This window comes from Neopusillimonas aromaticivorans, from assembly GCF_030344915.1.
Lineage (GTDB): Bacteria > Pseudomonadota > Gammaproteobacteria > Burkholderiales > Burkholderiaceae_B > Neopusillimonas > Neopusillimonas aromaticivorans.
Map to the genome: position 1 here is coordinate 44,495 of NZ_CP128233.1, position 14,152 is coordinate 58,646.

Genomic DNA, 14,152 nt, shown 5'->3' on the forward strand with positions numbered 1-14,152 from the left:
CTTAGCCCAACCAAACGCGGGCGTTGCGGAACATACGTAACCAGGGACTGAATTCACCACCCGCATCGGCCTGCCCCCAACGCTCGGGCGACCACGACATCATGACGTTACGGGTAACACGTTCAGGGTGCGGCATCATGATGGTGAAGCGGCCATCGGCCGTGGTCACGCCGGTCAGGCCTGCTGCACTGCCGTTGGGGTTGTAGGGATAGGTTTCGGTGGCACGACCCGTGTTGTCAACGTACCGCATGGCGGCCAATACCTGGCTTGCATCGCCTTGCGCGGCAAAATTGGCAAAGCCTTCACCGTGTGCAACGGCAATCGGGGCTTGCATGCCGGCCATGCCTTTAAAGAACAAAGACGGTGACTCGGGGATTTCAACCATCGACAAGCGGGCTTCGTACTTTTCAGACTGGTTGCGAGTAAAGCGCGGCCAATGCTGCGCACCCGGAATCATGCTGGCCAGCGCGGCCATCATCTGGCAGCCGTTGCAGACGCCCAGCGCAAACGTATCAGCACGACCGAAGAAGGCCGCAAACTGGTCAGCCAGTTGTGTGTTGAAGCGAATCGTGCGTGCCCAGCCTTCACCGGCCCCCAGTACGTCACCGTAGCTGAAACCGCCAACCGCCACCAGACCCTGCACGTCGTCCAGACGCACCCGGCCCGACAGCAAGTCGGTCATGTGAACGTCCCACGATTCGAAGCCGGCCTTGTCAAAGGCCCAGGCCATTTCCACCTGGCTGTTGCAGCCTTGTTCGCGCAAAATCGCCATACGCGGACGCGCGCCTTTGGCGATGAAGGGCGCGGCGATATCGTCTTGCGGATTGAACGCCACCTTGGGACTGAAACCAGGGTCTTCAGTGTTGGCCCAGACGTCGTATTCGGCCTGTGCACACGCGGGGTTGTCACGACGTGCCATGATGCGGCGGCTGACCTCGCTCCAGTGAGCGGCCAGTTCACGCCACGCGCGCTGGTAGACACATTTGCCATCTCGGAACACCTGAATTTCATGCTGGGTATTCAACGAACCCACGACATGCGAATGGGCCGATAAGCCCTTTTCACGCAGGGCCTGCAACACGGCATTACGCTGGGCCAACGGCACCTGAATGACTGCACCGGCTTCTTCGTTGAACAGGGCCTTGAGCGTAATTTCGTCACGCTGCACAGCCATTTGCTCGGGGCGGATTTTATAGTCACCCCAATCGGCAGCCACGGGATCAATGGTCAGCATGTCGAGATTAAGGGAGACACCCGTACGACCGGCAAACGCCATTTCGCAGACGGTGGCCAACAAACCGCCGTCGGAACGGTCGTGATACGCCAGGATATGGCCGGCATCGGCAAGCTCGCGGATCGCTTCAAAGAACGAACGTACCGCTGCAGCGTCTTCGACATCGGGAACGGCATCGCCGACCTGATTGAAGGCATGGGCAAGGATCGAACCGCCCATGCGCTGACGACCTTGTCCGAGATCGATCAGGATCAGGGCCGTGTCGCCCACATCGGTGCGCAATTGGGGGTGAGGGTTTTGCGGACATCAGCCACCGGCGCAAAGCCCGTAACGATCAGGGAAACGGGCGAAATAACTTCACGGGATTCGCCATTTTCAGACCAGTTGGTGCGCATCGACAACGAGTCTTTGCCCACCGGAATCGACAAATCAAGCTGCTGGCACCATTGGCTGACGGCCGATACGGTGTCATACAGCGCAGCGTCTTGACCGGGCACACCGCAGGCAGCCATCCAGTTGGCAGACAGTTTGATGTCTTTGAGCGAACGCACGTCGGCGGCCACCAGATTGGTCAGCGCTTCGGTGATGGCCATGCGACCCGAGGCCGCGGCGTCAATCATGGCCAACGGGGTGCGTTCACCCATGGCCATGACCTGCCCGCCGGTAGACTCGAAATCTGTCAGGGTAACCGCACAGTCGGCAACCGGCACCTGCCAGGGGCCAACCATCTGGTCACGACTGTTCAGGCCACCAACACTGCGGTCGCCGATGGTAATGAGAAAGGTTTTGTTGGCCACCGTGGGATGACGCAAAACGCGTTCGATGGCTTCGGGCAAGACAATAACGGGCAAATCGAGTGCTTGCGCAACACCATCGATACGCTGCACATCGCGCGTCATGCGCGGTGGCTTGCCCAGGATGACGTCAATCGGCACATCGACCGGACGCGTTTCATCGGTTTTGGGGTGTGTTCCGTGACACCGGGCAAACCTTCGCCCAACGTAACGCGCAACTGACGCTCTTCGGTGGCGACACCGACCACCGCGTAGGGGCAACGTTCACGCGTGGCGATAACATCGAAGCGCGGCAAATCTTGGGGCAAGATCGCCAACACATAGCGTTCCTGAGCCTCATTGCTCCAGATTTCAGCGGCGGACAAGCCCGACTCTTCCAGGTGAACCTGGGTCAATTCAAAAATGGCGCCCCTACCGGCATCGTTGACCAGTTCGGGGAAGGCGTTCGACAACCCGCCGGCACCGACGTCGTGGATGGCAATGATGGGGTTGTTGCTGCCCTGCTGCCAGCAGCGATCAATGACTTCCTGGGCCCGGCGTTCGATTTCCGGGTTACCGCGCTGCACCGAGTCAAAATCAAGTTCAGCGGTGTTGGTACCCACGCTCATGCTGGATGCAGCGCCCCCACCCATGCCGATGCGCATACCCGGACCACCCAGCTGAATCAGCAAAGCACCCGGCGGGATGGGGTCTTTTTGGGTCAGGCTGTCTTCGATGCTGCCCAAACCACCCGCGATCATGATGGGCTTGTGATAGCCCCAGCGCTTGCCGCCAGCCGTTTGCTCAAACGTACGGAAATAACCCGCCAGGTTCGGTCGGCCAAACTCGTTGTTGAAGGCGGCGCCACCCAATGGACCGTCGATCATGATGTCGAGCGGGCTGGCAATGCGGTCGGGCATGCCATGGGAATCGGTTTCCCAGGGCTCAGGCGCGTCATCGAAACGCAGATTCGACACCGTGAACCCCGTCAGACCCGCCTTGGGTTTGGAACCCCGCCCGGTCGCCCCCTCGTCACGGATCTCGCCCCCGTTGCCGGTTGACGCCCCCGGGAACGGCGCGATGGCCGTCGGGTGATTGTGGGTTTCCACCTTCATGAGGGTGTGAACCGTGGCCGGATGATGGCCATAGGCTGTCGCGCCTGGCTGTACATCGGTACCGAACTGACCGGCGTAAAACAGCGTGGCCGGACCGCCTGACATGATGGCAGCGTTGTCGGAATACGCCACCACCGTGCCCTGCGGCTGCGCAGCGTGTGTGGCACGGATCATGCCAAACAGGGTGTTGGACTGGGCTTCGCCGTTGATGACCCATTGGGCGTTGAAAATCTTGTGACGGCAATGCTCGCTGTTGGCTTGAGCGAACATCATCAGTTCAACATCGGTAGGATTGCGCCCCAGGCCGGTGAACGACTGCTCAAGGTATTCGATTTCGTCTTCAGACAGCGCCAGGCCCAGTTGCTGGTTGGCCTGTTCAAGCGCGGCCCTGCCCTGACCGATGACGTCAATGGTCTGGATGGGCTTGCCCGGCAATGACGCAAACAGCGCCTGGCCGTCAAACCCGGCATCAACGACAGTTTCCGTCATGCGATCATGCAAACAGGCTGCGATCTGCGCCAGCTGGTCGGACGAGATGGACGCCGAACCCAGCAAGCCGCGCGACGGCTGGATGGTGTACCGAATACCCCGCTCAATGCGGCGTACGCTGGCCAAACCACAGTTGTGCGCAATGTCGGTCGCTTTGCTGGCCCAGGGCGACACCGTGCCCAGCCGCGGGATGACGCGCAACACCAACGTGTTTTTATCTTCTTTAAGCGAAGACGGGGCGCTGCCGTAATCAAGCAGTTGGCCCAACCGTTCGGCATCCGGGGCCAGGAACCCTTCTTCGACCCAGACAAAATGCTCGTAGCGACCCTGGATATCGGCGACGGGCAACTTCAGTTGGGAAAATTTCTGGAGCAAACGCTCACGACGAAAGGATGACAAAACAGAGGAGCCAAGAAAATGCTGGATAGAGTTCACGGTGGGACGCGCTAAATGATGGGGAGACAATCCGTCATTTTAGCCGTTTAAACCGTGCCCGGGCCGGGCCAGGGAAACCCGTCTTCAAGAAGCGACACCACACGACTGCTGACAAACCTCAGGAAGCCGGGCCGGGCAACGGGTAGCTGACCTCGAGAATGTCGAGTTCGTCAATGCCCGCAGGAGTGCGCAAGGTAATGGTATCGCCTTCGCGGGCCTTGATCAGTGCACGCGCGACAGGTGAAATCCAGCTGATTCTCCCTTGCAACGGTTCGGCCTCGTCCACGCCGACAATCGTGACCCGATGCTCTTCACCCGCTTTGTCGCAATAAACCACGGTGGCCCCGAAGAAGACCTGATCGCGGTTGGGCTGCTGCGACGGGTCGACAACCTCGGCCTGTTCAAGGCGTTTGGTCAGGAAGCGCATGCGACGATCAATTTCACGCAAACGCTTTTTACCGTACAGATAATCACCGTTTTCAGAGCGATCACCGTTGGAAGCTGCCCAGGACACGACCTGAACCACTTCGGGACGCTCGACCGTCATCAAATGGGCCAACTCGGCACGCAAACGCTCGTAACCCTGAACGGTCATGTAATTTTTGGTGCCCTGGGGCAAGGCCACCGCTTCAGGGCCCAGATCGTCATCATCGTCGTTGTCAGATTCTTTGGTAAACGCTTTGCTCATGGGGTGACCGGTCAAAATTGCAATTAAGGGACAATGTTAGCGTAATCGTCAATTACGCCTGTATTAAATGCCTGGGGGTACCGGGGTAGACCTGCGCGGCGGTGGCTCTTTACGTGTCGGCGTGCAGGACCTGCTTTCACGGCACGTTGCTGTCCTGGGTAGTTCCGGCCAAGGAAAAAGTTGCTTCACCGCAGCGGTATTGCAACAAATAGTGCGCCTACCCGGTGCTCGTATTGTTATTTTTGATATCAATGGGGAGTACCCAGACGCTTTCGAATTGCCTGAGCTCCCGGAGGGAGCTGTAAAGCAAACGACTTTAGGTGGCACGGAATCGGACTCCTTCAAAATCCCGTACTACGCGCTGGGAAGGTTCGGTCTACATCGCTTATTAATACCCAGTGAGAAGACACAACGGCCTGCTTTATCGTTTGCGCTCGAACATCTTAACAAGGTGCAATGGTTCCCTTTGGAAAAAGGAGCGGGATTATCAAGCGACACTCGAGCATTCCTTTTTGATGACTGCCGCCAAGATGGTGCGAGGGAGGCAGCAAATCGGATTCAAACGATTAGGGCCGGTACGGCAACGCCTGTCACTCGATGGCCTCACATGGCAGCATTAGCGGCTCTAATTGCAGAGAGCCACGGAATACAGCCTGGCAGAAATGGACCTGAGCGTTCGAGCTTTCCATATTCGAATATTTCTCCTTTGGTCACGCGTATCCACAGGTTATCCGAAGACCCCATGTTTACAGACGTGGTTGACGTTGACGGAGGGGCAGGGATAGGAGACTCGTTGTCGTGGACTACCGAGTCCAGCAAGCTGGTGGAACGCATTTTCGGTGGTAAAGAAGTAGATTGGCGCGTGCATATCATCAATTTACGCCATGTTTCCCACGATTTGACGCCGTTCATTTTAGGCTCACTGCTTGAGCTGTATGCATACGAGCTGTTTCACAGGGGGCAACGAGAAGCTTCGCCCACCTTACTGGTTCTCGAAGAGGCTCACCACTATATGAGACCGATTGGCTCTGGCGAAGATGCCAGCACGAACTCATTAGCGTACGAGCGACTTGCTAAGGAGTCGGCCCTGAACAATCCCCGTAACCCGCATAAACATTGAAGATTGGGGCAATTTCCGATACCCGGAACTCCCGGTTTGTTGTCCAATAGAGGCTATTTTCTGGGAGTTTTATTTCGATGTTTGCCTGCCCTGCCACCGATGATTTTTTCCGTTCTCGCATTGATCAGATGATTGACCTTCGTCATCCGTTGGCGGTGTTGTCCTCGCGCATGCCATGGCAAGAACTTGAGGCACGGGTGGCCCATCTGTTTGTTCGTAAAGCCCACACGGGGGTCGCGATGCCGGACCTGGATTTGTTTGGCGAGAAGCCGCAGCGTCAGTCTTCGCGCAGCAACGCGGGTCGCCCACGTGTGCCGCTTCGGATCATGATTTCGCTGCTGTATCTGAAGCATGCGTTCAACGAATCGGATGAGGGCGTGGTTGAGCGTTGGGGTGAAACCCCAACATGGCAGTTCTTTGCGGGTCAGGCGTATTTCGAACACCACCGTCCCTGCGACGCCACCACGCTGGTCAAGTTTCGCAAGCTGTTGGGCGAAGAAGGGGTTGAAGAGTTGCTGGCACAGACCATCAACGTGGCCGTCGAACTCAAGCTGATCAAGCCCCAGGAGTTGAGCCGCGTGATTGTGGACAGCACCGTGCAGGAGAAGGCAATTGCACATCCCACGGACAGCCGCCTGTTAGAGACCGCGCGGATCAAACTGGTGGATGCCGCCAAAGCGGTGGGCATTTCGCTCAAGCAAACCTTTGCCAAAGAAGGTGCACAACTGAGCCGCCAGGCGGGCCGTTATGCCCATGCCCGCCAGTTCAAACGCATGCGCCGGGCCATTAAACGTCAACGAACCATTGTGGGTCGCTTGTCGCGTGAGATGGATCGCAAGGCCAATGTGCTCGGTCAGGCGGTACGCGCCGCCCTGGATCAGGTCTTGAACAAGGCAAATCGTATCGCGGCCCAAAGCGCTCAGCGCAAGAGCGTCAAAGGCCAGCCCAAGCTGTACGCCTGGCACGCCCCGGAAGTCGACTGCATCAGCAAGGGTAAAGCGCGTCGGCCCTATGAGTTCGGTGTAAAGGTCGGGATTGCCAGCACGTTCAAGGGCAATTTGATCGTAGGCGCACGGGCGTTTCATCGTAATCCGTACGATGGGCATACGCTCAATGAGCAGCTTGAACAGGCCACGATTCTGATGCAAGACTGTGCGCCGGCACCCGACACGGTCTTTGTAGACCTGGGTTACCGGGGCGTGGATGCCGATAATCCGCAGATGCGCATTGTGCATCGGGGCAAACCCAAAAGGCTGACGGCGTTGGAACGAAAGCAACTGAAACGCCGTCAGGCCATTGAACCGATCATCGGTCATTTGAAAGCGGATCACCGGATGGATCGCTGCCACCTTAAGGGTGAAGACGGCGACAAGTTGCATGCCGTGTTGTGTGCGGCGGGTTACAACATCAAATGGTTGTTGCGCATGATTGCCAAGAAGGGGTAGCCTTCTTGCATGCGTTTTTTTGCGCCTGAAAAAAGGCAGCCTTCAGAACGCATTTTTGACGATATTGGCGTGGTTGGGGAATACCGACCGCTCAAATCGCCAGAGCAGTGTCATGAAACGTGCGCTGGTGACGGCATGACGCGGCGTGTTGAGCGGTCGTTTTCGGCCAAAATGAATAAATCAGGTTGGACTAAGGAGGGGCGGAAATTTGGTTTGGCACTTTGGCTCAGTACACAACGTCCTTCAGAAATTTCACCTACTGTTCTTTCACAATGCAACAACTGGGTAACCTTCCGACTTACATCAGAAAAAGACCTCAACGCGGTGCAAACAGCAAGTGAATGGGCCGACCGTCGCGATATTAAACGTATTGCCGGGCTAGCCCGTCAAACGGCAGTTGTTTTCGGAGGAAGCATTTCGATGCCAACAATGCTTCGCGCACCGGATGCTTCACCGCGACCGCGTTCTGACGACGGAGCGTTTGCATCATGGGGCGTCTCTTGATATGCCCCTTCTGGTTCGCAACAGTGACTTCGTCCACCAACTAGGATTTACGCCATAATTCTCGAAATCCAAACAGCCTTAATATTCTAATCACACATTAAATCCCGTCAAGGCTTTCACCCAATCCCATACTCCACCATTAAATATCGCGGAGCTTGCCGCCAGCACTGGTGCCAATATCCCCTTCCTTCCTACACGGCCAACCCATTGGGAAAATCTCCAATTCAACAAAGACGGCCTCTGAGAGCAATACCAAGGGGAGATAAGGCAAGCAAGTGCGGCTGGCAGCAAAAATATACCGAGCACAACACCCCATTTTGCCCAATTATCACCGAGCCAAGAAGTCAATTCAATGCCATAAGCATAAAACAGAACACTGGCCACGCCTCCTATTACAAGGGGAATCACCACGAACAACCAAATATATCTCTGTCTCTCCAAGCGACTCTCGATGTTAGCCAACGAAGTATTTTGATTATTAATGGCGTCCTGAAGTGACTTAACATGCCCTTCGGCTAACTCTCGCGCAGCCTTTTCATGGGAAATCCTGCTCTCCATCTCCTCCTTGTGCGCATTAGCTTTCCTCAACGCTTCCTCCGCAGCATTCCGTTCTTGTTCAGTCACCATGCGCTCAGCACGCTCGACTTCTAATTCCTGCTTCGAAGACAATGCTGTACTCTTGGCCGCCTCAAGCTGGGAAACGGTTTTTTTATGCTCCTCTAACAGCTCTTCCCGCACTAGCTCAAATACCTCATCGTTTGATGCGTCCGCCTCCTGAATACGCCCCCTTAGGACCTTATTCGCCAGAACCAATTTAATAGTTTGCTCAGGAAGGTCTTCTACGTTCTCAAATCTAGATATTGACTCAAGAACCTTAACAGTCGCCCGTTCATCCTCGGGGTCAAATGATTGAAAGAACAAAGGAAGTCGCAACGCATCAACAAGGCTGTCATCCAGTTCTTTATTTCTTGGCACCCAAAACTGAATAAGTTGCACCAAATTACTTGGGTGAAGAACAACCGGAAGTCGGGAGGCATTCTCAAATCGCTTTTTTCTGTCAAAAGCCATTAATCTCCAATCAATGGAAACAGCCCAAAACTCAACCTCAAAGGGTGCATCTAAATCTGATTTTCTCCGGTCTCGAACAGCGTGCCAGAGTACAGCATCATGCAACAGGGTCTCGTACCCCTTACGTTTATGTTCAGGAAGCTCAAGCTCCTCCCGGCTTAACTCATCTTGAACATCATCAATTACATCCTGACGTTGATTGTAAATTGCAGGATGGGCCTCGAGTACCGCGATACCCTTTCCCTGTAGGATAGTCCGCAAATCGTCAATGTACGGCTGAAAGAATGTTTCAGCCGTCAGCCCCGGAATTCGCTTTGCCGCATCAAAAAATTTCTTAGCAACACTCGGCAATGGTTGCGTAACAGCTGCGCGAGCCATGGCTTTGGTAGTCCGGATACGAGATATCTTTTCCACCTGTCGTATTAATACACGCTTAGCCTCTTCTAACGTTCCCGGTAAAACATAAAATCTAATATCTAATTTATCGCGTACATTTCTAGCCATCTCGACCAAAGATAGTGCCGAGTCGTCCCCGGGATTGTCGTGTAATCCCAGCACTGAAAATATGAAATTCGTATCGAGGACAACCTTCATAGTACGAGACTTTCTGTCACGCTCTAATAAAGAAATCGTTTCCGAGTTCAGTTGTGATGCCTCAGCAAAGAAGTGGGCAGAAAGCAACCGAAGAATCTGGTTACGGCAATCACTATTGGTTGGTGCAAAAAAGCTTCCAGAACATTGCGCAGCCCCTCTTTCTCCTCTTCACCATTAAACTTAGACAAAAAGGAAGCCAACCAATCGACATCCCTTTCTAAAGTCCCATCTGCTAGCAAATGGTAAAGATTTGCTCCTGTCACATGTATGGCACTGTGTAATGCTCGACTAAATTCCTTCCACACCACTTCAGCATCTAAGCTCGGGCAATGCTGCTCACAAAATCTTAAAAACTGTTGATTACAAGATTCCTGCTCAGCCACTGCACTGGGCTCGAGCATCAGACAACTGCTGTCGAGCTTGCTCTGAAAGCTTATAGCAGCCGCCGGGCAGCGTAACCACTGAGCCTTGAGAAGACAGCATTGTTAGCTGGCTTACGAGAATATCGCCCGACAGACGGATTCCCAATTCGTGATGCAACGCATCCTGGATTTGCTGCTGAGATAAGGAACTGTTACTTTGCCACAATACTCCCCGAACAACTTGCGATACCGCTTTTTTCCACCAACCTGACTCATTCAGTTCTACATGATGAATCAAGGAAACAATTTCTGGAGAAAGATTCTTCTTTGCCATCTATTTATATAAATTTTGTTCTAGAGAATTTCCAACCCGAGTATCACTCGTCGCATGGAAGAATATGACTTAGTGCCGTCTATTGGCTTCGTTCTTTAGCAAACGCCTGATACACCATCTTTGCTAGCATTCCCTGCATAGCAGCAAAAACCCGCTCATCCTTGAGCAATTGGTCCGCAATCGAGTTGTGCGCCTCCTGCCCATCCAGAATGATGTCAGTAAGGCGGTCTTTGAAGTCACCCATGCGGAATTGCTCTTCCGTATTGTTGGCTGCCTGCTCTGCAAGGGTTTCATCTTCCATGAGCTTGCCATGGATGGTCGTGACATATCCAACCATGTCAGCCTCTGAAAGGTCACCTGAGAACAAGTCATTCATCTTCTCGACGATTTCCGCCAGCGGCTTCTTTTCGTCCTCAGCGGCTTTCCCTGAACCGGCCTCTGATATCGGCTGCAGCTTTACGATTTCTCCGCTCGCAAGGTCGAGCGTCTGCTGACCGAGCTTTTGAAGGCGATAGTGCGTGAGGCGAACGTCGGAATCCAGGTCAACGGTGTTATCCGTGAAATGTTCGGCGATACGGGGCATCAGGTGCTTTCCGAACGCGTAGCGCTTCTCTAGGTCGGAATCGTTATACGGGATGATTTGTGAAAGGAAGTCATAGAGCCGCAAGAATGTGCCCAAATCGCGCCGGAACTGCTCGGCGGCATCCTCTTCAAGCCCATGGAAGAACCGGTCTGCAGCTGGCTTGAGGAATTGGTGCAGCGTAGCCTGCTTGCGCTTTGGGTCAAAGAACGCCTCCGCGAAGCCGTCGACCTCAGCAGGGTAGTAGACGCCGGCCTGGTCCAGTTTGACCTGGAGCTCATGAACGATATTCGGGTCTGTCACGTCCTCGAGCTCTGCCGCACGGTAGTAGGGCTTAAAAGACTCCAGAATCTCATCAGGCTTGTTCACGAAGTCCAACACGAACGTATCCTCTTTGCCAGGATAGGTTCGATTCAGGCGCGAAAGGGTCTGGACTGCCAAGACGCCTGAGAGACGCTTGTCGACATACATCGAATGCAGCAAGGGCTGGTCAAAACCCGTCTGGTACTTATTGGCCACCAGGAGAATTCGGTACTCATCCCTCTTGAAGGCCTCAGAAGGCTCACCGCCTCCGATGTCAGGGTTCATGTTGGCCTCAGTGAAGTCATCTAGCCCTGATTCAGGGTCTTCGACCTTTCCTGAAAATGCGACCAGCGTGCGGAACTCCTTGTCGTAGCCACGCTCCTTGATGTAGCGGTCAATCGCTAACTTGTAGCGCACGGCAGCCTTACGGCTGCTGGTCACGACCATTGCCTTGGCTTTTCCACCTATTTTCGCGGCTACGTGTTCACGGAAGTGTTCAACAATGACTACCACTTTCTGCGCGATGTTATGGGGGTGCAGGTTCGCATAGCGGGCAAGTACCGTTTTGGCCCTCCCTTGGGGAACCAGCTTTTCATCGGACAAAGCACCCAACTTGTAAAACATCCGATAAGACGTGTAGTTCTTCAAGACGTCGAGAATGAACCCTTCTTCGATGGCCTGGCGCATCGAATACACGTGAAACGGCTCGGGCCTGCCCGTCTGTGGGTTCTCACGCCCAAAGAGCTCCATCGTTTTGCCCTTGGGGGTTGCAGTAAAAGCGAAGTACGAGACGTTCTCAGGGCGCTGGCGGGACGCCATTACCTCGTTGATGACATCCTCAGTGGTCACGTCATCGGAATCAATCTCAACGTCTCCGGTCACCTGAACAATTTCGCCATCAAGGTCAACTTGAATCGTCGGCTTTTGTTCCTCACCTGTCCCTGTCGTCAAGGCCTTGCGCAGCTTCTGAGCCGCCGTGCCCGACTGACTGGAGTGCGCTTCATCGACGATGATGGCAAAGCGCTTGTCTTTCATATCCTTCACCTTGTCCAAGATGAAGGGAAATTTCTGGATGGTGGTGACAACAACAGGCGTACCCTTCATCAGGGCCTCAGCCAACTGCTGACTGTTCTTGTCGATTTTCTGGACTACGCCTGTTTTGTGCTCAAACTGACTGATAGTCTCCTGCAACTGCTTGTCGAGCACACGGCGGTCTGTGATGACAATGACCGAGTCAAATACCTTGGTATCCGCAGCATCGTGAAGGTTGGCCATCCTATGGGCGGACCAGGCGATGGAGTTAGATTTGCCAGACCCGGCCGAGTGCTGGACAAGGTACACCTGCCCTGCGCCCTCCTGCGCGACCGTATCGATGAGCTTGCGAACGACATCAAGTTGGTGAAAGCGAGGAAAGATGAGCGTTTCCTTGGTTTTCTTCTTACCGGTTTGGGCATCCCCCTCGGTTTTGACCTCAAGGTGCAAGAAGTTGCCCAGGATGTCCAGCCAGACGTCTTTCGACCAGACAAGCTCCCAGAGGTACCAAGTTGGGTAGCCTTTCCCTTCTGGCGCCGGCGGGTTGCCTGCGGTGGCGCCGCCCATGCCGTCAGGACGCCCAAGGTTGAACGGCAGAAAATACGTTTTCTCGCCATCGAGCTTTGTCGCCATGAACACTTCGTCGGTCGAAACCGCGAAGTGGACAAGAGCCAGGTCTTGAATTGCAGCAGAGGCTCCAGTTCCTTGGATTTGGCATCCTTTGGCAACCGGTCCTTCTTGTACTGCAGGATGGCATCCTTGATGTTCTGCGTGAGGTCCGTCTTGAGCTCAGCTGTGGACACTGGGATGCCGTTCAGGAACAGCACCAGGTCAATGCTGTTCTCATTGTGCAGACTGTAGTGCAGCTGACGTATTGCGGTCAGGCGGTTCTGTTCGTACCAGGCCCACAACTGCGGGTTCTTTTGGTGCGCGGGCCGGAACTGGCATAGGAAAAACTTGGCATCACGGTCTTTGAATCCATGCCGTAGCAGATGCAGAGTCCCATGCTTGTCCAGTTGCTCAGCTACGCGCTTGACGAACATCGATTCAGATTGGCCGTTGTGCCACCTCTTGAACTTGGCCCACTCTGCCGGTTGTGTATCTTGGACGAAAGCCAGGAGGTCGTCTGGAAACAAGGCGAGCTCGCGGCTATATGAGGCGGCTTCCTTCGGATGCGTGAGGACGGTCCAACCGTTAGCGGCCAGATGGTCGCAAAGCTCGTTTTCAAAGACTTTTTCAGTGTGTACGTTCGATAGTCCGGCCATCTCCAACCCTTCTTGCTTATTCTTCAGTGGCGGTAGGACTATTCCCCGCTTCAGTTCGTCTAGCGTCACGCCGCTATCCGTCTATCAATGGTCAACTTTGATTTGCACAGCTGAGCCATAGCTGCGGTCGAAGCGCTTTTGACAGGTACAAAGGGTGACCTGGTTGCCCTGCTGCAGTCACCTTAAGCACGTGAAGTGATGGAATCAGGTTGCTAACCGATTTATCACGTCCGAGATGAGCGCCATTGTTGCCCCATGCGGCTACAACAATTTTTGCATCACGGGCAAAGTTCAAAAGGTGTTGGTCATTATCGGGCCCGACAGGCTCTGCTACAGCCCGCATATCCGCAGGATTAGTCGCCCTGTACGCGAACAGGTTTGTCATCACTAACCCTCCGTAACCCCAGTCTCGAGCGTAACCGATGCATCGACGAATGGTAGGGTCATCATCTACCTCATCGGCTGTACTTGGATTTAATCCAATAAACATGACATATCCGAGAGATTCGTCGCCCCAACGACGCCACAAGCTATAGCGATACGTTCTGCAAGGAGAAAACGCTGCGGAACTCTGTAATTGCTGCTTAACCGTCACGCCGCCTCTAGCTGGTAATTGGTGATGTCAATTTGGCCAGTCACGGCGGCTGAAATCAACGAAGAACGGTATTCTTTAAGCATAGAGATGTGCTGCTCCACATGAGAGACCATTCCTGCGGTTACAGCGGTAATTCGCTCAACCTCTGTAAAGATAGCCTCCCGCTCCTTTTCCGGAGGGACAGGCACAGGCAATTCCCGCACATTAGACTGATTG

At 54.4% G+C, this 14,152-nt stretch carries 8 protein-coding genes and 3 pseudogenes; 3 read left to right on the forward strand and 8 right to left on the reverse strand.

The genetic code is table 11. The features are described from left to right. Position 1: 1 nt before the first annotated feature. Both purL and greB read right to left on the reverse strand, forming a co-directional pair. A pseudogene (gene purL, locus N7E01_RS00265) lies at positions 2-4,046 on the reverse strand (phosphoribosylformylglycinamidine synthase). 118 nt (positions 4,047-4,164) lie between these two features. Beyond that, complete coding sequence (gene greB, locus N7E01_RS00270) at positions 4,165-4,734, reverse strand: transcription elongation factor GreB (protein WP_289173937.1); 570 nt, start codon at positions 4,732-4,734, stop codon at positions 4,165-4,167. 67 nt (positions 4,735-4,801) lie between these two features. On the opposite strand from greB, the gene N7E01_RS00275 reads away from it, so the two are divergent. From N7E01_RS00275 to N7E01_RS00285, 3 genes and pseudogenes are all read left to right on the forward strand, one after another. After that, positions 4,802-5,854, forward strand: a complete 1,053-nt coding sequence (locus tag N7E01_RS00275; RefSeq protein WP_289173939.1) for a helicase HerA domain-containing protein — start codon at positions 4,802-4,804, stop codon at positions 5,852-5,854. 77 nt (positions 5,855-5,931) lie between these two features. After that, positions 5,932-7,296 (forward strand): annotated as a pseudogene (locus N7E01_RS00280) (IS5 family transposase); the annotation flags it as partial. Positions 7,297-7,308: 12 nt separating this feature from the next. Then, a complete protein-coding gene (locus tag N7E01_RS00285) occupies positions 7,309-7,803 on the forward strand; it encodes an ATP-binding protein (protein ID WP_289173941.1) in 495 nt (164 codons plus the stop codon). A 90-nt stretch (positions 7,804-7,893) separates the two neighbouring features. Here the strand turns inward: N7E01_RS00285 and N7E01_RS00290 are convergent, their stop codons facing one another. The 6 genes and pseudogenes from N7E01_RS00290 to N7E01_RS18200 form a co-directional block, all read right to left on the reverse strand. Continuing rightward, positions 7,894-9,465: a hypothetical protein gene (locus tag N7E01_RS00290; protein ID WP_289173943.1), complete on the reverse strand. Its 1,572-nt coding sequence runs from the start codon at positions 9,463-9,465 to the stop codon at positions 7,894-7,896. 47 nt (positions 9,466-9,512) lie between these two features. Continuing rightward, positions 9,513-9,866, reverse strand: coding sequence for a hypothetical protein (locus N7E01_RS00295; RefSeq protein WP_289173945.1), 354 nt, complete (start codon positions 9,864-9,866; stop codon positions 9,513-9,515). Further along, the gene (locus N7E01_RS00300) at positions 9,841-10,161 is read right to left on the reverse strand and encodes a hypothetical protein (protein ID WP_289173946.1); all 321 of its coding nucleotides are present in this window, start codon (positions 10,159-10,161) and stop codon (positions 9,841-9,843) included. Before N7E01_RS00300 ends, N7E01_RS00295 begins: the two co-directional genes overlap by 26 nt. A 79-nt stretch (positions 10,162-10,240) precedes the next feature. Further along, a complete protein-coding gene (locus N7E01_RS00305; RefSeq protein WP_289173948.1) occupies positions 10,241-12,709 on the reverse strand; it encodes a type I restriction endonuclease subunit R in 2,469 nt (822 codons plus the stop codon). A gap of 107 nt (positions 12,710-12,816) precedes the next feature. Further along, positions 12,817-13,341, reverse strand: a pseudogene (locus N7E01_RS00310) (type I restriction endonuclease); the annotation flags it as partial. A 91-nt stretch (positions 13,342-13,432) separates the two neighbouring features. Then, positions 13,433-13,936 carry a DUF1643 domain-containing protein gene (locus N7E01_RS18200; protein WP_434089542.1) on the reverse strand — a complete coding sequence of 168 codons (504 nt, stop codon included), beginning with the start codon at positions 13,934-13,936 and terminating at the stop codon, positions 13,433-13,435. Between the last annotated feature and the right edge of the window lie 216 nt (positions 13,937-14,152).

Bases quoted from the DNA above. Each gene is read 5' to 3' on its own strand.
- N7E01_RS00305 (WP_289173948.1), bottom strand. From the start codon at position 12,709: ATGGCGACAAAGCTCGATGGCGAGAAAACGTATTTTCTGCCGTTCAAC.
- greB (WP_289173937.1), bottom strand. From the start codon at position 4,734: ATGAGCAAAGCGTTTACCAAAGAATCTGACAACGACGATGATGACGAT.
- N7E01_RS00275 (WP_289173939.1), top strand. From the start codon at position 4,802: ATGCCTGGGGGTACCGGGGTAGACCTGCGCGGCGGTGGCTCTTTACGT.
- N7E01_RS00295 (WP_289173945.1), bottom strand. From the start codon at position 9,866: ATGCTCGAGCCCAGTGCAGTGGCTGAGCAGGAATCTTGTAATCAACAG.
- N7E01_RS00290 (WP_289173943.1), bottom strand. From the start codon at position 9,465: ATGAAGGTTGTCCTCGATACGAATTTCATATTTTCAGTGCTGGGATTA.
- N7E01_RS00285 (WP_289173941.1), top strand. From the start codon at position 7,309: ATGCGTTTTTTTGCGCCTGAAAAAAGGCAGCCTTCAGAACGCATTTTT.
- N7E01_RS00300 (WP_289173946.1), bottom strand. From the start codon at position 10,161: ATGGCAAAGAAGAATCTTTCTCCAGAAATTGTTTCCTTGATTCATCAT.